The following is a 25,747-nucleotide window of genomic DNA, read 5'->3' on the forward strand; positions in this document are numbered from 1 at the left end:
GCGGAATAGGGGCCCGGCAGGGGCAATCCAGCCGGGCCCTCTTTTGCTCGCCCCCGCTTCCGGATACGCTGCAGTGGCTCCCGATTGGCAGGTGGCATCATGCTCAGCTTGCTTGGCACCCTCGCGCGTCTCTCCATCAGCCTGGCCGCCGCCGGCAGTCTGGCCGGCGGCACGGGCTGTTTCCGGTCTACTAGCGATGGCGGTGCGACCGGCGCCACGGACGCGACCCGTGCGACGACGGGCGCCCGAGCCAGCGACACCCAGCGCACCTATCCGCTGGACACGCTGCCGACCAGCACCGTAACGATCAATGCCCAGACGTTCCGCGTCTGGCTCGCGCGCGAAAGCGCATCGCTACCGCCCGGCGCCGAGCACACCGTCATCGAAGAGGGGCTGATGCACGTGCCCACGTCCGAGATCGCGGACGACCAGGGTATGCTCTTCGTCTTCGACAATGAGCGCATCCGCGGCTTCTGGATGCGCAATACCATCGCGCCGCTCGACATCGCTTTCGCCCGCATGAACGGCACCATCGTCAAGATCTGGCAGATGCCGGTCCTGACTCTGCGGACGTTCAGTTCGATCGAGCCGGCCATGTACGCCCTGGAAGTCAAGCAAGGCACCTTCGAGCGCTTGGGGATCAAGGAAGGCGATCGGCTCGAGATCCCCGCCGACGTGCTCACCGGCCGCTAGGCCCGTGACCGCCCGCTAACGCAACCGGCCCATCGCTGGGCCGGCCCGCTTCTCCCACTGGCTTGTCCCCCGCGCACCGCCGCGTCCTGCTAGCGCCGCCGCAGCATCAGTACCGCAAACGCCGCCAGGGCCAGCGCCTCCGGTTCCGGCACGCCAAACAACTGGAACGGGAAATCCGTGGTCACTTTGGCGCTCGTGTCTCCGACGAACGTCCACTCGGGATAGTTGAAGAAATTGCTCTGGAACATGCCCATTGTCAGGCCGTTGATCGTTGGCACGCCCGCCACCCGCCCGGTGGTCAGGAACACGTTGCGCCCGTCCTCGTCGCCGTTGGCGCCGTTCACGAGCCGAATGCCGAAATAGTAATGCCCCGCGGGCAGTTGCACGGCCGGCAGCGCTGTATACCCGTTATAGACCTCGAAGCCCTGGAACATGCCGAACGTGTCGATAATGGTCGGCTGTCCCAGCGAAAACTCGTAGGCCGGCGTGAGCGCGCGGTCGGTCTCGGCCAGGATGATAATCTCGACGGTGCCGTAGTCGAATCGCGGGTCGCGTCCGGCGGCCCACTTGATCCCGGTGATGGTCACGGGATGCGTCCAGACGGCGTCATCCGCGATCCACGAGTCTTCGACGGCCGCGTTGCGTTCCGAACTGAAGTACGAGTAGCCGTCGAACCCGCCGTCGTTCGCCGGGTCGAGTGTCAGGAAGTTGTCCCACAGCAGATCCGCGCGGGCCGCCGTCCCCGCCACCGCCAGCACTCCGATCAGGCATGCCAGTCCAAATCGCGTCATGGGCGTTCTCTCCTGCCGGCGCCTCCGGCGAGCCCAGCACCCGCAGCAGCAGCGCGACCGCGCGGCGCGCCGCAACGCAGGCGAAGCCAGCCGCGCGCCGCCGCGCCCCGCCGCACAGTCTGCGGGCGCACGCCAGCGCGCGTGTGACAAAGGGCGGCCGCCTGAAGTGCGACCGCTGTAGAGTGGTCCAGCCCCTCTACACCTAGTCTTAGGCCCGCATCCAGCGTCCGATCAAGCCCAAGCTCCGAGAAAAACGCACAAGACCGGGTCGGCGGGCAGGTTCCTGGTCCGGGCGGCACGCGGCGGCGATTCCAAAACGGCGTGCCAGGCGATACGATAGGCGTATCGGAAGCGGCCGCAGGCCGTGCAAAGGGCGGCTAGCTCAGCTGGCTAGAGCGTCTCGCTTACACCGAGAAGGTCACGGGTTCGAGTCCTGTGCCGCCCAATCGTTGTGGCCGGGTCACCGGTGGATCCGGCCCCCTGAGGTCGGCGCGGTCGCTGCATGGCTTCGCCACTCCACCTTCGTGCCTACGAGCGTTCGTGCCCCCGTGTCCTGGCCCCTCCGTGCCTCGCGAGGCGCCGCCTGCCCTGTTTGCGGCTGCACCACCCCGCCCGCCGCACACCATACAGCGCCCCGAGCACCAGCAGCGGCGTCAGGCCGATCGGCCCGCAGATGCCGAGCAGCGGGTGCGTCGTGACGACCACGTAGTACTCATCCTCCACCGCCACTTCCGCGGACTCGCCCGCCACAACCGCCGGCACTTCCGCCGCCGATACCGTCGCCGACACCACCAGCGCCCCCGCCGCCAGCGCGCGGAACGTCAAGTCCAGCTCGACACTGCCGTCCGGCGGCAGCTCGCCGATGAGTACCGTCACGAACCCGGCCCCCTCGTCCGCGATCTCCGCGTCGATACCACCGGCGCTTATGGACAGCAGCTCAGCGCTCGCCGGATACGTGATCGTCACCGCCACCGCGGTGGCCCGGCCCACGCCCGCGTTGGAAACCGCGACGACAAACTGCACGTCGTCACCCGTCAGCGCATCGCTGGCGTCGGTCGCCGAGACCACCTGCACCTCCAACACCGGCGCCGGCTCGTTGGCGTCGTCCGGCTCGGCGGCCGTCGTGAACATCACCGTCGTGCCATACGCGGTGCCGATCGCGTTGGTGGCATAGGCGCGGATATAGTACGTCGTCGCCGGCGAAAGCCCTGCCAGGTCACATGAGAATCGACCGCTCCCCGCACCACTGTCCAGTGTCTCGTCAGCTACCGTCGGGTCACCGGCCGTGTTCCAGCACACGCCCCGCGCCGTCACGACGGACCCGCCGTTGGTCGTTATGCGCCCGCCCGCCCGGGCCGTCGTAGTCGTGACGGACGACACCGCCGCCGTCGTCACCGTCGGCACCGTCAACGCCACGGTCGTGAAGCTCACCTCGTCGCCATACGCCGTCCCAGCACTGTTCGTCGCGTACGCCCGCATGAAGTACGTCGTACCCGGCGCAAGGCCGCTCACGTCGCACGTGAAGCTGCCCGTGCCCGTGCCGCCCGCCGCGCTGTCGTCGGCGTTCGTCGGGCTGCCGGCGGTGTTCCAACAGACACCACGCGCGATGACGGCTGCCCCGCCGTCGGCGGTAACCTCACCGCCGCAGTCCGCCGTGCGCGTCGTCACATTGGCCACCGCACTGGTGGTCACGGTCGGGACCACAACCGCCGGCGTCGTGAAGCTGAGCTCGCCGCCATACGCCGTGCCCTGCGCATTCGTCGCGTAGGCGCGGACGTAGTACGTCGTCGCCGGCGTGAGTCCAGTCAGGTTGCTCGTGAAGTTCCCTTTGCCGGTCCCGTTCGAGGTTTTAGCGTCCGCGGTCGTCGGCGTGCCGACCGTGTTCCAGCACACGCCGCGCGCGGCCACCGCGGCGCCGCCGTCGCTGGTGACATTGCCGCCGGACTGGGCCGCGGTGGTTGTGACGCCGGCAACGGCAGCAGTCGTCACCGTGGGCGTCGTGGTGAGCGTGGTGAGGCTCAACTGCTGGCCGTAGGCGGTCCCTTTGTTGTTCGTCGCGTATGCCCGCACGTAGTACGTCGTGCCCGGCAACAGCCCGGTCAGGTTGCTCGTGTAGCTGCCCGACCCGCCGCCGTCGGTCGTCTTGCTGTTCGCCGTCGTCGGCGTCCCCGTCGTGTTCCAGCACACGCCTCGCGCCGTCACCGCCGCCCCGCCGTCCGCCGTGATATCCCCGCCCGAGTCCGCCGTCGTGATCGCGATGTTGGTGACGGCCGTCGTCGTGAGCGTCGGCGTGGTCGCATCCGTCGTGAAGCTCAGCTCGTCGCCGTATGCGGTTCCTTGCCCGTTCGTCGCGTACGCCCGCACGTAGTAGATCGTCGCCGGCGACAGCCCGGTCAGGCTGCTCGTGAAGCTCCCCGTGCCGGAGCCGTTGGTCGTCTTGTCGTCCGCCGTCGTCGGCGCGCCCGCCGTGTTCCAGCACACGCCCCGCGCCGTCACGGCGTCCCCGCCGTCGGCCGTCACGTTGCCGCCCGAGTCCGCCGCGGCGTGCGTGACATTCGTCACCGCGGTCGTCGTCACCGTCGCCAGCGTCTTCAGCGTCGTGAAGTTCCGCTCGTTGCCATACGCCGTCCCCTCGGCGTTCGTGGCGTAGGCGCGCACATAGTACGTGACGCCCGGTGCCAGCCCGGTCAGGCTGCTCGCGTAGCTTCCCGCGCCTGCCCCGTCGGTCGTCTTGCTGTCCGCGGTCGTCGGCGTCCCCGTCGTGTTCCAGCACACGCCCCGCGCCGTCACGGCCGTCCCGCCATCGTTGGTGACCTCGCCACCCGAGTCCGCCGTGGTCACGGTGATGTTCGTGATCGCCGTCGTCGTCAGCGTCGGCGTGGTCGCGAGCGTCTCGAAGCTCCGCTCGTCGCCGTACGCCGTCCCCTGCCCGTTGGTCGCGTATGCCCGCACGTAGTAGGTCGTGCTCGGCGCGAGGCCGGTGAGGCTACTCGTGTAGCTCCCCGTGCCCACCCCGTCGGTCGTCTTGTCATCGGCCGTCGTCGGCGTGCCCGTCGTGTTCCAGCACACGCCCCGCGCCGTCACGGCGTCCCCGCCGTCGGCCGTCACGTTGCCGCCCGAGTCCGCCGCGGCGTGCGTGACATTCGTCACCGCGGTCGTCGTCACCGTCGCCAGCGTCTTCAGCGTCGTGACGTCGATCGTGCCCGAGTCCGCGCTGCTGCCGCCCGTGTTGTATGCCCGCACGCGGTAGTGATAAGCCGTGTTCGGGCTCAACCCGCTAACGACGTACGTCGTGACGTTGCCCACATCCAGGTTCTGGTATCCCGCCACGTACGATGTGAACCCGCTGTCGGTGGCGACATCCAGCCGATACCCCGTTGCCCCCGCCGAGGCGGACCAGTTCGCAGAAAAGCCGCTGGCCGTCGTGCCCGTGGCCGCCTGTGCGGCGGGCGCGGCCGGCACCGTGTACTGATTCAGCGGGTTCCCCGCCGCCGTCGCCGCGTAGTAATGCTCGTCACCGGCCGTCCCGTTGTACTCGCACACCATCGCGCGGTACTCGGTGATCGCCGCCAAGCCCGTCACCGTCACGCTCGTGCCCGTGCCGTCGTACACGCAGTACCACCCCGACGTGCCGATCTGCGTCCCGGAACCGAAAGCCGCGTTGGCGGTGTACGTGATCGTGTTCACCGGCGCCGGCGTGCCCGTGTCCCCCTGCTTCATGAATACCGCGCAGCGTGAACCGTCGCCGCGCGTCCAGCTCAACGCCAACTGGTTCGTTGCCGCGCTCGTGCACGTGACATTGTTCGCCTGCAGTGTCGGCGCCTGCACGCCGACGTACTTCATTACGACGCACTTCCACGCCTGGCCCGAGTCCGCGAACGCCACGTACGGATCACCATCCAGCACACGGATCGACGTCACATCCACCTGGCCGGTCGAAAAGCCGCCCGTCCCCACGAGCGACCAGGTCCCGCCGGCATAGCGCATCACCGTCGCTTTCGTCCCATTGCTCTGGTCGCCGTAGATCACGTACGGCTTGCCCGCCGCGTCACAACCCACCGCCGTCAGAATCGCGATGCCGGTCGAGAACGCAAACGACCCGACATAGCTCCAGCTCCCCGCGCTGTACTTCATGCACGTGGCTTTGTTCCCGTGACTGCCATCCTGAAACGACACGTACGGCGTATCGTTCCCGTCGAGCGTCAGGGCGGTGTAGGTCACCGCGGCCGGCGAGAACCCCGCCGCGCCCACGTTCTGCCAGCTTCCGCCCGTGTATTTCATCACCGTCGAGCGGTTGGCGGTGCCGGCATCGACGTACGCCACATGCGGCTCGCCGACGCTGTTGATCGCCAGCGTGAGATACGTCGCTGCGCCGGCGGAGAAGCCCGCGCTGCCCACCAGTTGCCACGCGCCGCCGGTGTAGCGCATCACCGTGACGCGCGACCCGTTCGCCGCGTCCGAATACGCCACGTACGGCTCGTCGTTGTAGAGCGCCAGGCACGTGTACGTCACGGCCCCGTCGGAGAACGCCGCCGCACCCACGATTTGCCACGTGCCCCCGCTGCAGGCCATTACCGTGGCTTCGTTGCCGTTGGCCGCATCGCGAAACGCGACGTACGGCTCGCCGGTGCTGCTGATGGCGAGCGCGGTGTAGCTGATCGCGCCGGCGGAGAAGCCGGCGCTGCCGACGGTCTGCCAACTGCCGCCGGTGTAGCGCATCACGGTGGCCTTGGAGGCGGAGCCGCCGTCCGAATACGCCACGTACGGCTCGCCGTTGTGGATGGCCAGCGACGTGTAGAACGCCGTCCCCGCGGAGAAGCCCGCCGTCCCGACCGCCTGCCAGTCGGCGCGGGCGAGGCACGCCGCCGCCAGGGTCGCCGCGCCGACGGCGAGGCGCGCCCAGCGAGTTGAACGAGATGGCGGTTGGCGTGCGCTCATGAAGTACTCGCACTTCACGCCGGCAACGGCGCGCGGCACATGCCGCGGGCCGGCGGGTCCTGCGCCACCGGCGCGCAGCAGCGGCGTCCGGCCCGCCCACATAGCGGACCGCACGCACTATTAATTCGACATACTGGGGAGCCCCCTTGACGACGAACGAGTCCACGCCGCCGCGCCAACAGTCCGATATGGGTTGTACGCGCTTACCAGCGCTACGTGCCCGCCGCGATTATGGGACAGAGCAACCGCCGGTTCTCGCGCCGGACGCGCGGCCCCCGGCACAGCGTGCTGCCCGCCCGGGCAGGGTGGGTGCACACCGGCGGCGGGTTCAAACGCTGGACGTGCGGCGCTGGATCAGGGCGCGCACCAGCGCTTCGACGTTCCTGACATCGCGAACCGCCAGGAAGCCGACATCCGTGGCGCGCGTGTGACCCTCACCGTCACACCGCGCGTCCAGGGTGAAGACCAGGTCGCCCGAGCCGTCCGGGTGCTGCTTGCGGCGCAGGTCGTTCAAACGCTCCGGCTCGAACGACCGCACGGTCACGCTCCCCCGCCACCCGGCGGCAAACACGAGGGCGCGCTGATCCGTGAGCACATATGCGCTGCGGCGCGCTTTGCGGCTTGCCCAGAACGGGCTGGAGAGCATGCCAAACCCGATGAGGATGAACGGCACGCCGAACAGTGGGAACGCACTGAAAAGCCCGGGGCCGCCTTCCATCTGAGAAGTGCCCCACGCCGCGCCCGCGGTCCAGAACAGGGCGAAGGCGGTCCACGGAATGCCGAAGAGCACGACCGGCAGGGTCGACCGGGCCATGCGGCTTGGAATTGGTTGTCCCAGCCAGGTGATCCGCTCACCGGGCTGCAGTTCCGCCTCGACCAATGCGTGCAGCGGCTGCGGTAGGCTGCTCATGTCCGGGTAGTTCATGATGCCCAACACAACGTACGAATGTCTGGATCCGTCAAGGCCGCCGGACCGGGGCGCCCCGTACACACGCACTCATTTTTCCGCGCATGCGGTCGCGTGACAACACACTCCCGCACGCCGGATCGGCGCGCGGGGGTCGCTATGCCGGTCCGCCGGGGCGCTGGCCGGACGTGGCGCCGTTTTCGGGTTGCGTGGGCCGGGCGAGGCGCCAGAGCAGCGCCGTCAGCGGCGCGCGGAACCACGTCACCGCCAGCAGAAAAGCCGCCGGCCACGCGAACGCATTGACGATTGACACGACGAACAGCCCGAACGTCATGGACACACCTCCCGGACTCATCCTCGGGGGCCTCGGCGTCTTCCCCGACAACCGCCCCGGGGACCGCCGCACGGGAGTGGATGGGAATCGAACCCACCAAGCGCTGCTTGTACAACGCTTCAACGGCTTTGAAGGCCGCGGGACCCACCAGGCGTCCGGACACTCCCAAGTTTGGCGTCATGCTATCGTGAGCGCCAGTGGTCGTCAAAATTCCTGGTTTTTTCAGCAACTTTTTGCTGTTGTGCGCCGGGTCGGCCGCGTCCACTCCATCACCGTCACGCGGCACCACGGCTGGCCAAGTGACCCCGGGGCGCGTCAGTGCTCCAGGGCATCGACGAAGACCTGCGCAACGATCTCGTTGCCCGCTTCGCTCAGGTGGTTGCAGTTGACGAAGTTGGCAGCACTGGCATGCAGGTCATCATCCGCCGACGCGATGTCCACGACCCCGGCCCCGCCGCTGGCGGCCGCCTGCCGGATCCGCTCATTCAGGAGGGACACGTAACCATTCGCGTTCTGCGCCTGGGCCGGCAACATGACATCCAGCGGCATGGGATCGCACGCGGCCGCCACCTCCTGGAACGAGAAGTACGTCGCGACGTAGACGGTCAGGCCGGCCGCCTGTCCAGCGGCGATCGCGGCCTCGATGTCGGCCTGGATGCGGTCGAGGGCCTCGGCCAGCCGCGTCGTGTAGGGATAGCTCGGCGCCAGCGGCGAGAAGAGCAGCAGGCCATCGATTTCCCGGATCAGGTCGATCAGGTCCGCGCCCCCTTCCCAGTACAACAGGACCTCGGCGTTCGGATAGATGCGCGCGGCTAGCAGTTGACGCAAACGCTCCAGCCCGGCACCGGCCGTCTCGCCATCACTGCCTTCGTTCGCCATCGCCCCCGCGGGCTGCCCCAGCCGTTCAGCCAGGATTTCGGGATAGCTGCGCGCCGCACGCCCGGACGTACTCGAATCGCCGAGCGCCAGGTAGCGCACGGCGGGGTCCGGAATCAACAGGCGGTTGTCGCTGCACCCGGCGGCCGACCAGAGCAGGCTCGCCAGGAGCAGCCGACCGGCAGCAGCATGGACGCGGCCGCGGCGGTCCTTCGGCGGGCGGTTGGCCTGATCAGGGTTCACACTCATGTCGGTTTTGCTGTGCCAGCCGGATCTCGCCACCGCGATGACGCCCGTTGGAGCCGTCGGTATCCGCGCGGGTCGCACGGCACCACGTCAGAGACCCTTCTGCAGCTTGGCGACCACCTTGTCGTTCGCGAACGTAACGGTGATCGACCTCTGCTCGTCGCCCCACTTCATCACTTTCGCCGAGCCGGCGACATTGCCGATAGCGCCGCCGATGCCGGCCTCCTCGGTCCCTTGGCCGAGAATGTCCTCGACCTGCTTGACTGTCATGCCGGTTTCGATCTTGTCGTAGTTGGCCTGGGTGACCCGATTGCAGCCCGACAAGGCGACCACCAACAGCGTCAGCACGGCCACTCCGATGACTTTTCCTGACATCCGCGTGATTACACCTCCACGGTGCCTGAGTTGCTGCCGTTGAGATTATACGGTCGGCCCGCGGCCACGGCGCGCGCGCCGCCTCCACGCGGCTGGACAGCCACGCGCGGGGACTATTACAGACCAGACTGCGGGCCCCGTGCTTTGAGGACGGCCGCGCTCTCAGCGGCGGCGATACGCCAGCAGCAGCGCCAGCGCGAGCAACCCGGCCGCCGGCTCGGGCACAGCGGCGAAGCGCGCGCCGAAGTTGTCATTCAGATCGGGGAAGATGTTGACGCGGCGCCATTCTCCGACCCACCGCTGCCAGAAAAAGTCGCCGCTGCTGCCGATGGTGGGCGGGTCGTACCACGGCAGATCGGGATACCACCCGCTCGTGGACACCGGTGCGATCGTCCAGGTGAACGTGTCGGGCACGAGCACGTTGGGCAGCGGCAGCTCCGCCAGGGTGATGGTGCCATACGTGTACTCCACGTCGAACGCATCGTCGCGGTAAAGCAGCGTGCGCGGGGCGCCATCCGGCCCGTCGTTGCGATACAGACTGAAGCGCAGACGGGCCGCACTGGAGCCGTACGCGCTCGAAACGAGCGGCAGCGTGAAACCCGTCAAGACGCGCGCCGTGCCGCCCAGTGTGACCTCGTCACCCTGCTGCAATGTGACCCCGCTGAACGCCCCCGTGGTCGTCACGAGGTTCTCGTACACGATCTCGCCGCAGGCCATCGACATCCCGGCGACAGCCACTGCAACACTCACGCAGACACGTGCCAGCCCCGACTTCATGGTGTCGCCTCCTCCGCCGGCCATTCTACAGCGCCCGGGCTGGCGGCGCGCCTGTTTCTCGACACGCGTCAGGGCGCGGCGAACGACCGGGTCCGGCCCGTTTCATGGCGCTGCAGGACACACGTCACAAACGCTCAGCCGGACGCACCCGAATATCGTGGAACCTTTGGCCGATCCGGGCGTCCAACCTGACACGCTGGCGGTCTCGTTTGACCTCCCGCACGCAGGTCGGGACCGCGCGGTTTCTGCAAGGAGTCTTCCCATGCGCCGCTTTCCATATCTGACGTTGTGCGTGGCCGGCGGGCTGATGTTCCTGCTGCCGAAAACAGCCCTCGCCCGGATCAAGCTGATCACCCTGCCGGTCCGGGAACGCGTGGAGATCCAGCTCGATCATCCCAGCGCGACGCTGGTGGAGGAGGAGCGGCTCGTGCCGCTGGTGAAGGGGCTGAACCAGGTGGACTTCTCCTGGGCCAACACCGCGATCGACCCGGAGACGATCCTGCTGCGCGTGCTCGCCCCGGCCGGCGACCAGCCCCTCGACGCGCGGGTGCTCTCGGTCAGCTACCCGCCCAACGAGGCGGCGCTGGTCTGGGAGGTGGCCGCCAGCGCGTCGGGCTCGGCCCGCGTGCGGATCAGCTACGTGCTGGGCAATCTCAGCAAGAGCTTCAACTATCGCGCCGTGGCATCGCACGACGAGCAGACGCTGACGCTCGCGCAGTACATGCGGCTGCAGAACTTCGCCAACGAGGAGTACGCGGCCAGCGGCCTGTACGCCGGGTTCGGCAAGCAGTTCCTGCGGCCGGTCGGCCTGAACGAGACCAAGGAGATGCTGGTCGAGCGCGTCGCAGCCGTGCCGATCCGCAAGACCTACACGTGCGACCCCGCCGAGTTCGATTACCTGGACCGCCCGAAGAACAAGCTGCGTGTCCCGATGCATTACGTCCTGAAGAACGACGCCGCCAACCAGCTTGGCCGGGCGCCGCTGCCCTACGGCAAGGTGCGCATCTTCCAGGACGACGGCCACGGGTCGACCGCGTTCCTGGGCGAGGACTGGGGCCAGTTCACGCCGATCGACGACGAGCTGCGGCTGTTTCTGGGGGTCGCGCAGGACATCGTGGTCGTCCGCACGATCGAGCGGAACCACAAGCAGCGCGTGGCCGGCAACCTCGAAGATATCGACGTGGTGATCAAGTACGAGCTCGAGAACTTCAAGGACCAGCCGGCGGTGCTGGATGTGCGCGAGAACCTGCGCTACATCCGCAACGAGGTGTACCGCGACACGGGCCGCGACGTGCAGTGGGTGCTGGGGCCGGAGACGACGTTCGCGGGCGGCGTGGACCGGGAGAAGACGACCTGCGAGCAAGTCGTGTTCCACGCCGAGCTGCCGCCGCGCGCGGCGGAGGGCCAGGCCGCGAAAGTCGTCCACAAATTGCACGTGACTCTGAAGAACGAGTGGTAAGGCAGACGCTGCACAGTGAGGGCTTCATCCATGCATACTACGTTCCGACGGCTGGTTCCCGGGCTCATCGTTGCGGCCTGCTTGCCCCTGGCGACGGCCCGCAACATCGATCTGTCCACCGTGCCGCACCGCGATACGGTGCAGCTCACCATCTACAATTCCGAAGACCTGACCCTGGTGCGCGAGACGCGCGTGCTGACGTTCAAGCAGGGCGTCAACCCGTTGCAGTTCAGTTGGGCGAACACGCTGATCGACCCGACCTCGGTCGAGCTGACGTTCCGCACGCAGCCGGACCAGCTCACCGTCCTGGACACCACCTTCCCGCACGACAAGCCGCAGATGCTCTACTGGAACGTGCAGAGCGATTTCGACGGCGAAGCAACCGTTGAGATCAGCTACTTCACGTCGGGTATCTCGTGGTCGGCGGACTACGTCTGCCTGGCCAACGCCGACGAGACGCAGATGCACCTGGACGGCTTCGTGCGGATTGTGAACCGGTCGGGTGAACAGTACGAGAACGCGCAGATCCGGCTCGTGGTCGGCACGATCAACCTGGTGGAGAAGATCGCCCAGCTTGCGCAGATCCCGATGGACAAGGTCGACCAGCTTCGGGAGGCGGTCCGGAGCGAGCTGCGCCTGCGGGCGGCACGGGGCATCATGAAGCCGGCGTCGCAGGCTGAGTACGGATCAGCGGACGAAGCGGGGCGCCTCGATGAGGCCAAGATCATCAAGGAGGGCCTCAGCGAGTATTTCATTTACACGATCGAGGGGACGCAGACGATCCCCGACGGCTGGGCCAAGCGCATGCGCAGCTTCGAGGGCGAGGCCGTCCCGTTCCGCATCCAGTACCGCTACCGCCCGCAGGAATACGGCGACCAGCTCGTGCGCATGTACCTGCTCACGAATGACACGCCCTCCGAGCTCGGCACGACGCCGCTGCCGGACGGCGTGGTCCGCGTGTTCCGCGACAACGGCCGCGACGGGCTCAGCTTCCTGGTGGCGCAGACCATCAAGTACGTGCCGATCGGCGACAAGATCGAGCTGAACCTCGGGCCCGACCCGGAGGTGATCTTCGAATTGATCAAGCTGCGCGCGTTCCGGGACAATCTCTGGCTGCACATCCACGGCACGGACCTGTTCCGCCGCGCGGATGACGGCGCCTTCCAGATCGACGTCAACAGCACCGTGGCCGGCTGGGATGACCACGAAATCTACACGCAGCGGATTCGCAACTACACCGCCAAGCCCATCGCCGTCGAAATCCGGCGCACGCTGCCCGGCCACGTCGTGTTCCGCAGCGCCCTGCAGGCGAAGCTGCACGACTACCAGACGGTCGAGCTCCGCACCGCGGTCGAGCCGGCCAAGCGGGCCGATCTGCTGTTCGAGGTGGTCCGCCACCAGGGCCGCAACGCGACGCAGCACAACGTCACGCTGGAGGACGCGGCGGTCCAGCCGTAGGCGCCGGCCGAGAGGCGCGGTTTTTCAACCGGGCCAGCGTGCCGGTGCGTGGTCCTGGCCCCGTCGCGGGTCGCCGACATACGCGACTCCGGACGAGTCCGCGCGGCGCGCGCTCTCCGCCGGCGCGGGCTCCGTCCGGGTCAGCCGGATGCGGGTGAGGAAGTGACATTCCCGCACTCGCTCGGTGTTCGTGTAGTAGAGCACCGGCGCCGCCTCGATCTGCTGGAAGCCCGGCGAATACCAGCCTTGCCAGTAGGGCCGCTTCTGGCCGGTCACGACGCGCCAGGCGCCGGGCGTGCCGCTCTGCTCGATCACGCACGTCCGCCCATCCGGGGCCACGAGGTGCGCGCAGCGCTCCGAGACGATCTTCACCTGCAGGCCCGGCGCGACGTGCAGCAGTTGCGAGAAGCGGTGCTTCCGCGCGTCCCTGGCCACCAACTGATCGCGGATCTCGACGGCCCGGGGCGGCACGAAGTAGAACGCCCGCGTGTGCACCGCATTCGGCAGTTGATGCTGCGCCTTGACGAAGTCGTGCCTGGCGGTCCGGCCTGAGTCCATCAACCGGACCGGCCCCAGCTCGAAGTCCGCCTCGTCCACCAGCACCAGGTTGTGCGCCCGCGCGCTGCGCATGTACGTCCGCTCCGGGTGCGTCTCCATGTAGTCATACAGTCCGGAGTCCACCAGCCAGTCGCGGCCCAGACCGTACAGCACGAACGACAGCGCGTCGCGGTGATAGTGCGCGTACTCGAACGCGTTGCACTTGAACAGCGCGTAGGTGTCCGGCTCCGGTCGCACCGCGTCGCGCGCGTACGCCGTGAAGATCGCGTACCCGGCCGCGAAGCTCAGCACGAACTCGCCCGGCTCCGGCCGCGGATTGCGGACGGTGGAGCCCGCGGGCGGCGGCACGTTCCCCGCGCCCCACCAGTGCTCCCAGAGCTCCCGGTCCGAACCCGCCGCCACCGCGTGCGTGTCGCCGATGTTCACCACCTCGTTGTTGGGCTTGATCAGGTAGGGCCACACGCTCGCCGCGCGGCGGGCGGTCTCATCGACGCCCGGGACTGGAGGCAGCCCGTTGGCGCGCAGAAAGCCCGCCAGGGAGCCCAGTCCTCGCAGGACGAACCAGTGATAGCCCGGTGACTGCTCCAGGTGAAAGCCCTCGCGGCTGAAGTTCTCGGCGACGTACTTGCGAAGGCGGCTCCTGGCCACGTCGCGCCAGCGCGGCGCGTTCGCCAGTTCCGGCACGACCGACGCCGCCTCCACCAGCGCCAGGTTCTGTTCGAGGCCATGATTGGCCCGCGGGCGGTACTCGGCCCCGCCGGCGATGAAGTCCGCGTGGCCGCTGATCAGCTCGAGCAGCTCGCGGGCGAAGCGCTCTTCCAGGTCGTCACTGGTGCGGTACAGTTCCCAGAACCAGCAGAGCAGGCGCAGGCGGTTGGCCGGCGCGTGCGAGGCCCAGACCATGGGGGTCGCGCCCGGACGCCGCTCGTTGTGCGCCCGCCAGTCGCGGATGACCCGCTGCGCCAGCGCCAGGCACTCCGGATCACCGGTGCTGCGCCAGACCTCCACCAGTGGCTTCAACCACCGCAGCGAATGCCGATTGAGGTCCCAGGTGCTGTTGCCACTGGGGTTCCGGTCCCACGGGGGCGGCACGCCCAGCGGTAACTCCTCGAACGCGTCGGTCGGGCGAAACCAGCCGGCACGCATGCGCTCCACCGCCGCGCGGTCCTCGGGCCCGGCCTTGGCGTCCAGGTTGTGGGTCAGCAGCTCCCTGGGCAGCGGCTTGCTGCTCCAGTACTCCAGCGTTGGCGCCGCGGATTTGCGGAAGAGCTTCTCATACCGCCCGTCACGCTTGCGGGCCGGCTGGTCTTCCGGAGCGGTGGCGCGACCCGGCCCCGCGCAGCCGGCGGTAACCGCGAGCAGCCCCAGGACCAGCCCCCGCACCGCCCAGGTCCGGACGATCTGTCCACGCACTGTCTGTCTCCAGGTCACGCGCCGTCCGTCGGCGCGGTCTCATTCGAGGGCTCGTCGGTCAGCCGCAGGAAGATGTCCTCCAGCCGGCCGTTCATCCGCGCGTGGTCGCGCAGCTCGGTCAGCGTGCCCAGCGCGACCAGCCGGCCGTGGTGGATGATGCCGATGCGATCCGCGACCTGCTCCGCGACGTCGAGCGTGTGCGTGCTCATGAACACGGTCCCGCCCGCGTTGGCCAGCTCGCGAAAGATGTCCTTGATGATCCGCGCCGTCCGCGGATCGAGACCGATCATCGGCTCGTCCACGACCAGCACGCGCGGCGCGTGAATCAGCGCCGCCGCCAGCGCGACTTTCTGCTTCATGCCGTGGCTGAACGTCTCGCAGAGCTGGTCGAGGAAGCCGTCCATCGCCAGCCGACCGGAAAGCGCAGCCAGCCGCTGCCCCGCCACGTCCTCCGGCACACCGTACATCTCCTGCGTGAAGCGGATGAACTCGCGGCCGGTGAGCTTGTCGTAGACGAAGGGCTGGTCGGGAACGTAGGCCAAGTGCTCCTTGGCCGCGCGCGCCGCGCGGGTCATCAGGTGCCCGCACACATGGATCGTGCCGCGATCGGGCCGCAGCAGCCCGGTGGTCGCCTTCAGCGTCGTGGTCTTGCCCGCGCCGTTCGGGCCGAGGAACGCGAACACCTCGCCACCGTAGAGCGTCAGCGACAGATCGCGCACGGCGACCTGCGTTCCAAAAGACTTGGTGATGCCCTGGATCTGCACGGTGATGTCGCGGCCCGCGGGCTCAACTGCGCTCATGGGTGGTCGGACTCCTGCGGCGCGTCGTGGCGCTGCGCTTCGGGCTTGCCCGGCACGGAGCGCACCGCCTGGAGGCGCGCCTCCTCGTCGAAGGGCTCGTCAAGCAACACCAACTGGCCGAGCAGCGGCACGTTGACCTCCTGCCGCAGCACGCGCCCGTCGGGGTGGACCCAGGCGGTCGCCCCGCCGTTCTCGACCTGGACGACGAACGCATCCACCAGGCCGGCCGGGGTCTCGATCCGCTCCCGCCCGGTGACTTCGATCAGCGGCTCTTCGAGCGTCATGCCAACCTGCTTCAGCTGCGGCACCATCTGGGCCAGCGGATCGAGCAGCTTCAGCCGCCAGCGCCGGCCCACGTACAGGTCCGGCAGACGGTCGAACGGCCGGATCACATCGCCCAGCGCGGCCGGCACGCGTGAATCCATCGTGATCTCACCGTGTTCCGTACCGACCTTCCAGGCGCAGGGGAAATCGCCCGTCGGCAGCGCCACGCAGTCGAGTTCGATCGGCATTCCCAGGCCATACATGTGAAACTCGAGCTGGTCGACCGTGGACGCTGCGGCGAGGTACGTGATTTCGGTCTGGATGCAGACCCGCGGCGTGGTGACCCCGCCCGGCAGAGGCAGCGGCCCGAGCACGGTCGTCGTGGTGACCAGCGCAATGTCGCCGCCGCCCAGCGCGCTGCTGACCGTCCAGCTCGTGCCCACGGCGCGACCCGCGCTATCATAAATACCGACCTGCGCCTGGCGCTTCTCGCCGGGCGCCAGCAGGTCGATCTCGGTTGGCGGTGGATCGCCGATCAGCCAGCCGGGCAGGACGTCGCGCCAGAAGACCGCGGCGACGGCGAGAATCATGAGGCAGCCGGACACAATGCCGATCCAGCGGTTCAGCATGCCCCCCATCCTAAGATATCCGCGGCCCCGCTGCACGGGACCCCGACGCCCCCGGCGGGCGGGGCGGGGCGAGCTTTCAATGATGGCGAAAAGCCCGGGCGTGTCCGGGCCCCCTTGACCCGGGGACATGAGCCCCCGATTATCACGCTGTTCGGACACGTAGCGAGGAACCAGGTCATCAGTACCTTCATTTTTCCAGGATGGACGAACCGCCTGCGCGTCCTGATCGCGGCGGCGGCAGCGATCGGCCCCGTCTACGTGGTGCTGCTGGTCGCGTATGGGGCTTCGACCACCACCACCGACGTCGGCTATGCCCCCCTGCAGCCGATCCCCTACAGCCACGCGCTGCACGCCGGCGACCTGGGCCTGGTTTGCCGCTACTGCCACACGTCCGTGGAGGTCGCGGCGGCGGCCACGGTGCCCCCGACGCAGACCTGCATGAACTGCCACACGCGCGAGCACGGGCTGCGGCCGGAGAGCGCGAAGCTCGTGCTGCTCCGCGAGGCGTTCTACGGCAGTGAGCGGACGCCGGCCGGGCTGCCGATCCCCTGGGTCCGCGTGCACGACCTGCCGGACTACGTATATTTCGACCACAGCGCGCACGTCCGCCGCGGCGTGGGCTGTGTGTCGTGCCATGGGCGGATCGACCGCATGGAGGTGGTCTACCAGGCGCAGCCGCTCAGCATGAGTTGGTGCCTGGAATGCCACCGCGACCCGGCGCCGAACCTGCGGCCGCTGGACGCGATCACCGACATGACTTGGACACCGCCCGGCGGCGCGCAGGCCGCGGAGTACGGCCGGACACTCATGCGGGAATACAACATCCGGGACGTGGAGTACCTGACAAGCTGCTCCCTGTGCCACCGGTGACGGCCGGCATGGAGCACGCCGCGAACGCGAACGCATGACCCATTCTGACAGACACACCGGACCGGCGTACTGGCGCAGCCTGGACGAGTTCGCCCAGACGCCGGATTTTCGCCGCTTCGTCGAGGCGGAATTCCCCAGCCTGGCGCCGGAGCTGCTGCACCCGGCCACGCGCCGGCAATTTCTGAAGCTGATGGGGGCGTCGCTGGCGCTGGCCGGTCTGGCGGGCTGCCGCTGGCCGCGGGAGACGATCGTCCCCGCCGGCCGACAACCGGCCGGCCGCATTCCCGGCGTGCCGGTGCAGTACGCGACGGCGTTCGAGCTGGACGGCGTGGCGACCGGGCTGCTGGTCACGAGCTACGACGGTCGGCCGATCAAAATCGAGGGGAACGACAAGCACCCGTTCAGCCGCGGCAAGACCAACACCTGGATGCAGGCGTCGATTCTGGACCTGTACGATCCCGACCGTAGCCGGCATCCGGTCGGGCGGAGTGATCCGGGCGGACGCCTCACCCGTACGTGGGACGAGTTCGTTGCGTTCGCCAGGCCGCACTGCGCGCAGCTGCGCGCGGCGGGCGGGGCGGGGCTGGCGGTGCTGAGCGAAACCTCGTCGTCGCCGAGCCTGACGGACATGAAGGGCCGGTTCTCGCAGGCGTTCCCGCAGGCGCAGTGGTTTGAATACGAGCCCGTCTCGCGCGATAACGAACGCGCGGGCGCACGCCTGGCGTTCGGCCGGCCGTACCGTACGCACCTGCACCTCGACAAGGCCGACGTGATCGTCAGCTTCGATAGCGATTTCCTGATGACGCATCCGGCGGCGGTGAAATATGCGGGTGATTTTGCCGCGCGCCGGCGCGCGGACGACGGCACGATGAACCGGCTGTACGTGCTGGAGAACCGGCCAACGGTGACGGGCAGCATGGCCGACCATCGCTACGCCGTGCGGTCGAGCCAGATACGTCGCGCATTGGAGCACATCGCCAGCGCCGTCGCAGACAAACTGGGGCGCGGCCAGGACAGCCCGATTCCGCCGCCCGGTGGTAGCACGCCGCTCTCGCCGGCGGAAGCCGACGCAATTGCGGCGGACCTGGTGGCGCATCAAGGGCGCTGCGTAGTGATCGTCGGGCCGCAGCAGCCGCCGGAAGCGCATGCCGCAGCGCACGTGCTGAACGCGTGGCTCGGCGCGCCGGGCCAGACCGTCACATTCACGGGTGAACCGGATGCCGACCGCCCGTCGCACGCGGAATCCATCGTGAAGCTGACCGCGCAGATGTCCGCGGGCCAGATCAGCACGTTGGTGATCCTGGGCGGGAATCCAGTGTACAATGCACCGGCGGACGTGCCGTTCGCTGACGCACTCGCGAAGGTCGTAAACTCGATTCACCTGAGTACGTACGTCGATGAGACTTCGCAGCGCTGCACATGGCACCTGCCCCGCGCGCATTACCTCGAATCCTGGGGCGACGCGCTGGCGTGGGACGGCTCGCTGAGCATCGTGCAGCCGCTGATCGAGCCGCTGTACGGCGGCCGCACGCCGCTCGAACTGCTCGCGCTGCTTTGCGATGACAAGCTGACGAGCGGCTACGACATCGTCCGGCGGACATTCGGCAACGCGTTTGACTTCGGTGTGGACCGCGCGCGCCTGTGGGAAGATGCGCTGCACGATGGCCTGGTAGCGAACAGCGCGTGGCCGTTGGAAAAACCGACGCCGACGGTCGGCCGCATCCCCGAGTACGCCGGCGGCGGCACCGAAGAGATCGTCTTCGCCCCCGACTACAGCGTCCACGATGGGCGCTTCGCGAACAACGCCTGGCTGCAGGAATGGCCCGACCCGATCACCAAGCTCACGTGGGACAACGCCGCGCTGGTTTCGCCGGCCCAGGCGAAGAACCTGGGTGTCAAAGACGGCGATATCGTGCGGATCGAGCTGGCCACGATCGGCCAACGGCAGACACCACTCGCGCTCGAACTGCCGGTGTACGTCCTGCCCGGACACGCCGAGGGCTCGCTCACAGTGCCGCTGGGCTATGGGCGCGGGCGCGACGCGGGCGTGGTGGGTGCAGGGGCTGGGTTCAATGCCTATGCGCTGCGCTGCGCCGCCGAGCCGGACGTCGCCCTCACGTTCAAGCTCAGCAAGACGGGCCGCAAGCACGCGCTCGTCACCACCCAGGACCATCACGCGATCGACTCGCAGGTCGGCCGCGCGGAAACACAACGCCGCATCGGCGTCCTCGTCCGTGAGGGCACGCTCGCCGAGTACCAGCACGAACCCGACTTCGCGCAGCACGTCGTCCACCTGCCGCAACTGAAGTCCCTCTGGCAGGAAAGGGAGTACCCCGACCACAAGTGGGGCCTGGCGATCGACCTGTCCGCGTGCATCGGCTGCAGCGCGTGCGTCGTCGCCTGCCAGGCGGAGAACAACATCCCCGTCGTCGGCAAGGACGAGGTCGCGCTCGGCCGCGAGATGCACTGGATCCGCATCGACCGCTACTTCAAGGGCGAGCCGCACGCGGCGCCGGCGAACGTCGAAATCGTGCATCAGCCCGTGACGTGCACGCACTGCGAAAACGCCCCCTGCGAGCAGGTCTGCCCCGTCGCCGCGACCGTCCACGACGAGGAGGGCCTCAACGCGATGGTCTACAACCGCTGCATCGGCACGCGCTACTGCTCCAACAACTGCCCGTTCAAGGTGCGGCGCTTCAACTGGTTCTACAACCACCACGGCCCGCACCACCCGCGCTCGGTAAACGGCAACGCCCCCGCCCTGCCCGGCAAACTCAACCAGCAGGACCTGACCGACATCGAGAAGCTGCTGAACAACCCCGCCGTGACTGTGCGCAGCCGCGGCGTCATGGAGAAATGCACCTTCTGCGTGCAGCGGATCATGGCGGCGAAGATCAAGGCCCGCAACGAGCGCTGGGACAGCATTCCCGATGGGCTGATCACGCCGGCCTGCGCGCAGGCCTGCCCCACGGATGCGATCGTCTTTGGCGACCTGAACGACCCCAACAGCCGCGTGCGCACGCTGCACGCGCACAACCGCGCGTACGAGATGCTGGCCGAGCTGAACATCAAGGCCCGCACGCGCTACCTGGCGAAACTGCGTAACCCGGCACAGACCGAGACGTAACGAGGATCACGGCACCGATGGCCTCCACGGTCGGCGAAATCGACAACACGCTCGAAGTCCCGGGCCAGCGCCCGACGCTGATCACCGGCGGGCACGACTTCGGCTCGCTGACCGACCGCGTGGCCGCCGTCTGGGAAGCGCCGCGCCCGCCCCGCGCCTGGTACATCGCCTTCACCATCTCGGTGGTGCTGCTGGCCATCCTCGGGGCGATGATCGGCTACCTGGTCTTCAACGGCGTGGGCGTGTGGGGGCTGAACAACCCCGTGAGCTGGGGTTTCGACATCACCAACTTCGTGTTCTGGGTCGGGATCGGCCACGCCGGCACGCTGATTTCCGCGATCCTGTTCCTCTTCCGCCAGAAATGGCGCACCAGCATCAACCGCTTCGCCGAGGCGATGACGATCTTCGCGGTGATGTGCGCCGGCATCTTCCCCGGCATTCACGTCGGACGCGTCTGGCTGGCGTACTGGCTGGGGCCCATCCCCAACCAGATGGGCATGTGGCCGAATTTCCGCAGCCCGCTGCTGTGGGACGTCTTCGCCGTCAGCACGTACTTCACCGTGTCGCTGCTGTTCTGGTACGTGGGCATGATCCCGGACCTGGCGACGTTCCGCGACCGCGCCACCAGCCGGTTCAAGCAGATCATGTACGGTCTGTTCGCGCTCGGCTGGACCGGCTCCTCGCGCAACTGGCACCGCTTCGAGCGCGCCTACCTGATTCTCGCCGCCCTGGCGACGCCGCTGGTGCTCAGCGTGCACTCGGTCGTCAGCTTCGACTTCGCCGTCTCGCAGCTCCCCGGCTGGCACACCACGATCTTCCCACCGTACTTCGTGGCCGGGGCCATCTTCGGCGGCTTCGCGATGGTGACGACGCTGGCCATTCCGGCCCGACAGCTCTTCGGGCTCAAAGACATCATCACGCCACGCCACCTGGAGAACATGTGCAAGATCATCCTGCTCACCGGCAGCATGGTCGGCTACGCGTACATGCTCGAGTTTTTCATCGCCTGGTACAGCGGCTCGCCGTACGAGGGCTTCATCTTCCGCGCCCGCGCGCTCGGCCCGTATGCCTGGGCCTACTGGACCATGATCGCCTGCAACGTGCTCATGCCGCAGCTCTTCTGGTTCAAGAAGGCTCGCACGCACCCGGGGCTCATGTTCCTCGTTGTCATGGCGGTGAACGTGGGCATGTGGTTCGAGCGCTTCGTGATCGTTGTGTCGTCGCTGGCGCAGGACTTCCTGCCGTCGAGCTGGGACTACTACCGGCCAACCTGGGTCGAGTTGCTCACGCTCGCCGGCAGCTTCGGCCTGTTCTTCACCCTCTTCCTGCTGTTCTGCCGGTTCCTGCCGATGGTCGCGATGGCCGAGGTGAAGACGGTCATGCCACACGCTGACGCGCACGCACATCCGCACGAGCACGTGCCGGCGACGCGGCGTTTCGATTACAACCCGGACGAGTACGAACCGCCGAAATAAGGAGTCGTGTTGAGCACCGCCACGCCGCACAATTCGCCCCCGCCACAGCAGCCGCATCTCGCCGGCCTGCTGGCCGAGTTCGACTCGCCCGGGGCGCTGGTCACGGCCGCCGAGCGCGTGCGCGACGCCGGCTACCAGCGGTGGGACACGCATTCGCCGTTCCCGGTGCACGGGATCGACGAGGCCATGGGCATCCGCCCGACGCGGCTGCCGTGGATCGTGCTGGCACTGGGCATCGCGGGCTGCACGGCGGGGCTGCTACTGCAATGGTGGACCAACGCGACCGATGTGCGGCAATTCGGGTTCGTGCCGACGCACTTCCAGGGCTACGCCTTCGTCGTCAGCGGCAAGCCGCTGTTCAGCCTGCCGGCGAACATCCCGGTCATTTTCGAGACGACCGTGCTGCTGGCCGCACTCGGCGCGGTCATCGGCATGCTGGCGATGAACAACCTGCCGCGGCACCACCGCCCCCTGCTCGCCCACCCGCGGTTCAAACGCGCCACCACCGATCGTTTCTACGTCGTCATCGACGCGGCGGACCCGCGCTTCGACGCGACCACGACGCGCGCGTTCCTCGGCACGCTGGGCGGCACGGCGGTCGAAGCTGTCGAAACACTGGTTTCATCGGCGAAGCTGCCGCGCGCGTTCGTGATCGGCGGCCTGATCGTCGCGTGCCTGGCCCTGCTGCCACCGCTGTTCATCGCCCGGGCCCGCGTGGTCCAGACCGACCGACCGCGCATCCAGATCATCCAGGACATGGACAACCAGGAGCGCTTCAAGACGCAGCAGGCCGCGGCAATCTTCGCAGACGGCCGCGCGATGCGTCCACAGGTGATCGGCACACTTGCACGCGGCGACCTGCGCCGGGACACGCACTTCTACGCGGGCACGCGGGACGGCGATTTCGCGACGACGTTCCCGCCGCAGATCGAAATCGACACGGCGTTCGTCCGCCGGGGCCAGCAGCGGTTCAACATCTACTGTGCCCCGTGCCACGGCCTGGGCGGTGCCGGCGACGGCATCGTCGCGCAGCGGGCCATCAACCTCGGCACGCCCGGCTGGGTGCCGCCGACGAACCTCGCGACCGACCCCACGGTCATCGAACGCCCCGTTGGTCACCTCTTCAATTCAATCACGAACGGCATTCGCACGATGCCGCCGTACGGCGACCAGATTCCCGAGTCCGACCGCTGGGCGATCATCGCCTATGTGCGTGCCCTGGAGCGCAGCCAGAACGCGCGGCTGGAGGACGTGCCGCCCGAGTTGCAGCCGGAATTGCGGTGAGCAGATCGATGAGCACAGGCAGCAAGAACGTGAGTGAAGTCCGGCGGATCGGCGAGCCCGCGCGGCGCGCGGCCCGGATCGCCGCCGCGCTCGGCGTGCTCGGGCTGGCCGGCGGCGCGGCACTCGGCTTCGTCAGCGGGTGGGACGTGTTTTTCCGCTCGTATTTGCTCAACTACTGCTACATCCTGAGCCTCGCGCTCGGCGCGCTGTTCTTCGTGCTGCTCCAGCACCTCGTGCGCGCTGGCTGGAGCGTCTCCGTTCGCCGGCTGGCCGAATTCACCGCGCAGACCCTGCCGCTGCTGGCCATCCTGTTTCTCCCGCTGCTGGTGCCGGTGCTGACCGGCATGCGCGGCGTGTGGGAATGGACCGATCCGCACGCGGTGGCCGCGGATGCCCTGCTGCAACACAAGCGGCCGTACCTGAACGTCCCGTTCTTCATCATCCGGGCGGCGTTCTACTTCACCGTGTGGGTGGCCCTGGCGCGCTTCTTTTACCGCCAGTCCGTCGCGCAGGACACGACCGGCGATCCGCGGCTGACGCTCCGCATGCAGTGGTGGAGCGGCCCCGGCATGGTGCTCTTCGCCCTGACGGTCACGTTCTTCGCGTTCGACGCGCTGATGTCGCTCAACCCGCACTGGTTCAGCACGATCTTCGGCGTGTACTTCTTCAGCGGCTGCGCCGTGGGGTTCTTCGCGCTGCTGGCGATCCTCGTCAGCGCCGTGCAGCGCGGCGGCTGGCTGAAACGCTCCATCACCGTCGAGCACTACCACGACATCGGCAAGCTCGCCTTCGGCTTCGTCGTGTTCTGGGCCTACATCGCCTTCTCGCAGTACCTGCTCATCTGGTACGCGAATCTGCCGGAAGAGACCGTCTGGTACCTGCCCCGGCAGGGCGACACGTGGTGGATCGGCGTGAGCCTGCTGCTGCTGGGCGGGCACTTCGTGGCCCCGTTCCTGGCGCTGCTGTCGCGCTGGCCGAAGCGCCGCCCGGGCACGCTCGCCCTGGCCGGCGCGTGGCTGCTGTTGATGCACTGGCTGGACCTGTACTACCTCGTGGCACCGCGGCCGCACGCCGGCGAACACACGGCCCCTCTGCACGCCACGGACGGACTATTGCTGCTCGGCCTGGGCAGCCTGTTTGTCGCCGCGCTGGTCCGGCCGATGGTGCATACGTCATTGATCCCCGAGCGCGACCCGCGGCTGCCCGAGTCCCTGGCGTTCCAGAACGTGTGAGGCTGCAAGCATGAGCACCGGCGGCGACCCACCCGCGGCAACGACCATCCTCGTCGGCATCGTCGGCGGCATCCTGCTGCTGGCTGTCGTGCTCGTCGCGCAGGTGCTTTTCTACAACGTGCAGCGCAGCGAAGACGAGGTCAAGCTCTACGCCGTCCGCCCGCAGGAACTGGCCGATCTCCAGGCCAAGCAGCTCGCCGAGATCAGCAGCTACCGCTACGTCGACCGCGCGCAAGGCGTCGTCGCCGTGCCCATCGATCGCGCGATCGAACTCTACGTCGCCGAGCAGAAAGCGCCCGCCGCACCCGCTAGAATGCAGGCGCCGGAGCGCCCGCCGGCGACCGCCCCAGGTCAGGGACAAGCGCCGTGAGATGCAGGACTTTCAACAGCCCCGTCCGCGCCCTGCTCATCGTGCTGCTCGCCGGCACGAGCGCGTTCGCGCAGGCGCCCGCGAATTCGCCGCCGACGTCCGCCCCCGACCGCGCGGAAGCCCTGCCGCCCGAGCTCGAAGGCGTCGGCATCGATGAGCACCCCGGCGACAAACTGCCGCTCGACCTCGAATTCGTCGACCACACCGGCCGGACCGTGAAGCTGGGCGATTACTTCGACGGGCAGCGCCCCGTCATCCTCACGCTGAACTACTACAAGTGCCCGATGCTCTGCGGGCTCATGCTCAACGGCCTGCTCGACAGCCTGCGCGAAATCGACTGGACCGCCGGCGAGCAGTTCCAGGTCGTCACGGTCAGCTTCGACCCGCTCGAAACGCACCAGCTCGGCTTCATCAAGCGACAGAACTACCTGAAGCAGTATGACCGCCCCGCCTCCGCCACCGGCTGGCCGTTCCTCACCGGCCGCAAGCCGAGCATCGACGCCCTGCTGCAGGCGACAGGCTTTCGCATCCGCTGGAGCGAGAAACGCCAGGAATGGATGCACCTCGCGGCGCCGATCATCTGCACGCCGGACGGCCGCATCTCGCGCTACCTCTACGGCGTGATGTTCGCGCCGAAGACGGTGCGCCTCTCGCTGGTCGAGGCCTCCGAGGGCAAGATCGGCACGACGTTCGACCGCATTCTCCTCTACTGCTATCACTACGAAGGTGGCGAGTACACGCTCGCCGCCCTGAACATCGTCCGCGCCGGCGGCGTGCTTTCGCTGCTCGTCGTCGGCGTCCTGCTGCTGGTCCTCTGGCGCCGCGAACGCCGGCGCGGAAAGGCGGTCGCGGCCCAGCCATGAACCCGCAA

The 25,747-nt window shown here is 68.1% G+C and carries 20 protein-coding genes and 2 tRNA genes; 11 read left to right on the forward strand and 11 right to left on the reverse strand.

All coding sequences use genetic code 11. From position 1 onward, the window contains the following. Window positions 1-99 precede the first annotated feature (99 nt). Window positions 100-693: a DUF192 domain-containing protein gene (locus KA383_08430; protein ID MBP7746147.1), complete on the forward strand. Its 594-nt coding sequence runs from the start codon at window positions 100-102 to the stop codon at window positions 691-693. An 89-nt stretch (window positions 694-782) separates the two neighbouring features. Here KA383_08430 and KA383_08435 read toward each other — a convergent pair whose 3' ends face one another. Next, window positions 783-1,484 carry a hypothetical protein gene (locus KA383_08435; GenBank protein ID MBP7746148.1) on the reverse strand — a complete coding sequence of 234 codons (702 nt, stop codon included), beginning with the start codon at window positions 1,482-1,484 and terminating at the stop codon, window positions 783-785. A gap of 371 nt (window positions 1,485-1,855) precedes the next feature. On the opposite strand from KA383_08435, the gene KA383_08440 reads away from it, so the two are divergent. Then, window positions 1,856-1,929 (forward strand) — tRNA-Val (locus KA383_08440). 83 nt (window positions 1,930-2,012) lie between these two features. On the opposite strand, the gene KA383_08445 is transcribed toward KA383_08440, so the two are convergent. The 7 genes from KA383_08445 to KA383_08475 form a co-directional block, all read right to left on the reverse strand. Continuing rightward, a complete protein-coding gene (locus KA383_08445; GenBank protein MBP7746149.1) occupies window positions 2,013-6,422 on the reverse strand; it encodes a fibronectin type III domain-containing protein in 4,410 nt (1,469 codons plus the stop codon). Between the two features lie 328 nt (window positions 6,423-6,750). Continuing rightward, the gene (locus KA383_08450; protein MBP7746150.1) at window positions 6,751-7,332 is read right to left on the reverse strand and encodes a hypothetical protein; all 582 of its coding nucleotides are present in this window, start codon (window positions 7,330-7,332) and stop codon (window positions 6,751-6,753) included. 154 nt (window positions 7,333-7,486) lie between these two features. Then, window positions 7,487-7,663: a hypothetical protein gene (locus KA383_08455; protein MBP7746151.1), complete on the reverse strand. Its 177-nt coding sequence runs from the start codon at window positions 7,661-7,663 to the stop codon at window positions 7,487-7,489. 71 nt (window positions 7,664-7,734) lie between these two features. Continuing rightward, window positions 7,735-7,830: transfer RNA gene (locus KA383_08460), tRNA-Sec, on the reverse strand. 148 nt (window positions 7,831-7,978) lie between these two features. Beyond that, entirely contained in the window at window positions 7,979-8,788 is an 810-nt protein-coding gene (locus KA383_08465) for an SGNH/GDSL hydrolase family protein (protein ID MBP7746152.1), read from the reverse strand. Between the two features lie 87 nt (window positions 8,789-8,875). Further along, complete coding sequence (gene bamE / locus KA383_08470) at window positions 8,876-9,133, reverse strand: outer membrane protein assembly factor BamE (protein ID MBP7746153.1); 258 nt, start codon at window positions 9,131-9,133, stop codon at window positions 8,876-8,878. A gap of 189 nt (window positions 9,134-9,322) precedes the next feature. After that, window positions 9,323-9,937, reverse strand: a complete 615-nt coding sequence (locus KA383_08475) for a hypothetical protein (GenBank protein ID MBP7746154.1) — start codon at window positions 9,935-9,937, stop codon at window positions 9,323-9,325. Between the two features lie 262 nt (window positions 9,938-10,199). On the opposite strand from KA383_08475, the gene KA383_08480 reads away from it, so the two are divergent. Both KA383_08480 and KA383_08485 read left to right on the forward strand, forming a co-directional pair. Next, window positions 10,200-11,396 carry a hypothetical protein gene (locus tag KA383_08480; GenBank protein MBP7746155.1) on the forward strand — a complete coding sequence of 399 codons (1,197 nt, stop codon included), beginning with the start codon at window positions 10,200-10,202 and terminating at the stop codon, window positions 11,394-11,396. A 30-nt stretch (window positions 11,397-11,426) separates the two neighbouring features. Then, window positions 11,427-12,854: a hypothetical protein gene (locus tag KA383_08485; GenBank protein ID MBP7746156.1), complete on the forward strand. Its 1,428-nt coding sequence runs from the start codon at window positions 11,427-11,429 to the stop codon at window positions 12,852-12,854. Between the two features lie 24 nt (window positions 12,855-12,878). Here KA383_08485 and KA383_08490 read toward each other — a convergent pair whose 3' ends face one another. From KA383_08490 to KA383_08500, 3 genes are read right to left on the reverse strand one after another with little or no spacing between them, the layout of a single operon-like run. After that, the gene (locus KA383_08490) at window positions 12,879-14,825 is read right to left on the reverse strand and encodes an alginate lyase family protein (protein MBP7746157.1); all 1,947 of its coding nucleotides are present in this window, start codon (window positions 14,823-14,825) and stop codon (window positions 12,879-12,881) included. Between the two features lie 14 nt (window positions 14,826-14,839). Continuing rightward, entirely contained in the window at window positions 14,840-15,625 is a 786-nt protein-coding gene (locus tag KA383_08495) for an ABC transporter ATP-binding protein (GenBank protein MBP7746158.1), read from the reverse strand. Beyond that, the gene (locus KA383_08500; protein MBP7746159.1) at window positions 15,622-16,518 is read right to left on the reverse strand and encodes a hypothetical protein; all 897 of its coding nucleotides are present in this window, start codon (window positions 16,516-16,518) and stop codon (window positions 15,622-15,624) included. The genes KA383_08495 and KA383_08500 overlap by 4 nt, the downstream gene beginning before the upstream one ends. Before the next feature lie 177 nt (window positions 16,519-16,695). Between KA383_08500 and KA383_08505 the strand changes: the two genes are divergently transcribed. From KA383_08505 to KA383_08535, 7 genes are read left to right on the forward strand one after another with little or no spacing between them, the layout of a single operon-like run. Next, a complete protein-coding gene (locus KA383_08505) occupies window positions 16,696-17,388 on the forward strand; it encodes a cytochrome c3 family protein (protein ID MBP7746160.1) in 693 nt (230 codons plus the stop codon). 34 nt (window positions 17,389-17,422) lie between these two features. Beyond that, complete coding sequence (locus KA383_08510; protein ID MBP7746161.1) at window positions 17,423-20,515, forward strand: TAT-variant-translocated molybdopterin oxidoreductase; 3,093 nt, start codon at window positions 17,423-17,425, stop codon at window positions 20,513-20,515. A gap of 17 nt (window positions 20,516-20,532) precedes the next feature. Beyond that, window positions 20,533-21,990, forward strand: coding sequence for a polysulfide reductase NrfD (nrfD, locus tag KA383_08515; GenBank protein MBP7746162.1), 1,458 nt, complete (start codon window positions 20,533-20,535; stop codon window positions 21,988-21,990). Window positions 21,991-21,999: 9 nt separating this feature from the next. Next, a complete protein-coding gene (locus tag KA383_08520) occupies window positions 22,000-23,274 on the forward strand; it encodes a DUF3341 domain-containing protein (GenBank protein MBP7746163.1) in 1,275 nt (424 codons plus the stop codon). 8 nt (window positions 23,275-23,282) lie between these two features. Then, on the forward strand, window positions 23,283-24,506 hold the full coding sequence (locus tag KA383_08525) for a quinol:cytochrome C oxidoreductase (GenBank protein ID MBP7746164.1): 1,224 nt from the start codon (window positions 23,283-23,285) through the stop codon (window positions 24,504-24,506). Between the two features lie 10 nt (window positions 24,507-24,516). Then, window positions 24,517-24,876 carry a hypothetical protein gene (locus tag KA383_08530; GenBank protein ID MBP7746165.1) on the forward strand — a complete coding sequence of 120 codons (360 nt, stop codon included), beginning with the start codon at window positions 24,517-24,519 and terminating at the stop codon, window positions 24,874-24,876. Next, entirely contained in the window at window positions 24,873-25,739 is an 867-nt protein-coding gene (locus tag KA383_08535; GenBank protein ID MBP7746166.1) for an SCO family protein, read from the forward strand. The genes KA383_08530 and KA383_08535 overlap by 4 nt, the downstream gene beginning before the upstream one ends. Window positions 25,740-25,747: the final 8 nt, after the last annotated feature.

Source organism: Phycisphaerae bacterium (assembly GCA_017999985.1).
GTDB lineage: Bacteria > Planctomycetota > Phycisphaerae > UBA1845 > Fen-1342 > JAGNKU01.

Coding starts and splice junctions, on each gene's coding strand:
- KA383_08525 (MBP7746164.1), top strand. CDS start 23,283: ATGAGCACAGGCAGCAAGAACGTGAGTGAAGTCCGGCGGATCGGCGAG.
- KA383_08480 (MBP7746155.1), top strand. CDS start 10,200: ATGCGCCGCTTTCCATATCTGACGTTGTGCGTGGCCGGCGGGCTGATG.
- nrfD (MBP7746162.1), top strand. CDS start 20,533: ATGGCCTCCACGGTCGGCGAAATCGACAACACGCTCGAAGTCCCGGGC.
- KA383_08430 (MBP7746147.1), top strand. CDS start 100: ATGCTCAGCTTGCTTGGCACCCTCGCGCGTCTCTCCATCAGCCTGGCC.
- KA383_08510 (MBP7746161.1), top strand. CDS start 17,423: ATGACCCATTCTGACAGACACACCGGACCGGCGTACTGGCGCAGCCTG.
- KA383_08495 (MBP7746158.1), bottom strand. CDS start 15,625: ATGAGCGCAGTTGAGCCCGCGGGCCGCGACATCACCGTGCAGATCCAG.
- KA383_08435 (MBP7746148.1), bottom strand. CDS start 1,484: ATGACGCGATTTGGACTGGCATGCCTGATCGGAGTGCTGGCGGTGGCG.
- KA383_08500 (MBP7746159.1), bottom strand. CDS start 16,518: ATGCTGAACCGCTGGATCGGCATTGTGTCCGGCTGCCTCATGATTCTC.
- KA383_08465 (MBP7746152.1), bottom strand. CDS start 8,788: ATGAGTGTGAACCCTGATCAGGCCAACCGCCCGCCGAAGGACCGCCGC.
- KA383_08445 (MBP7746149.1), bottom strand. CDS start 6,422: ATGAGCGCACGCCAACCGCCATCTCGTTCAACTCGCTGGGCGCGCCTC.
- KA383_08530 (MBP7746165.1), top strand. CDS start 24,517: ATGAGCACCGGCGGCGACCCACCCGCGGCAACGACCATCCTCGTCGGC.
- KA383_08455 (MBP7746151.1), bottom strand. CDS start 7,663: ATGACGTTCGGGCTGTTCGTCGTGTCAATCGTCAATGCGTTCGCGTGG.
- KA383_08475 (MBP7746154.1), bottom strand. CDS start 9,937: ATGAAGTCGGGGCTGGCACGTGTCTGCGTGAGTGTTGCAGTGGCTGTC.
- KA383_08485 (MBP7746156.1), top strand. CDS start 11,427: ATGCATACTACGTTCCGACGGCTGGTTCCCGGGCTCATCGTTGCGGCC.
- KA383_08450 (MBP7746150.1), bottom strand. CDS start 7,332: ATGAGCAGCCTACCGCAGCCGCTGCACGCATTGGTCGAGGCGGAACTG.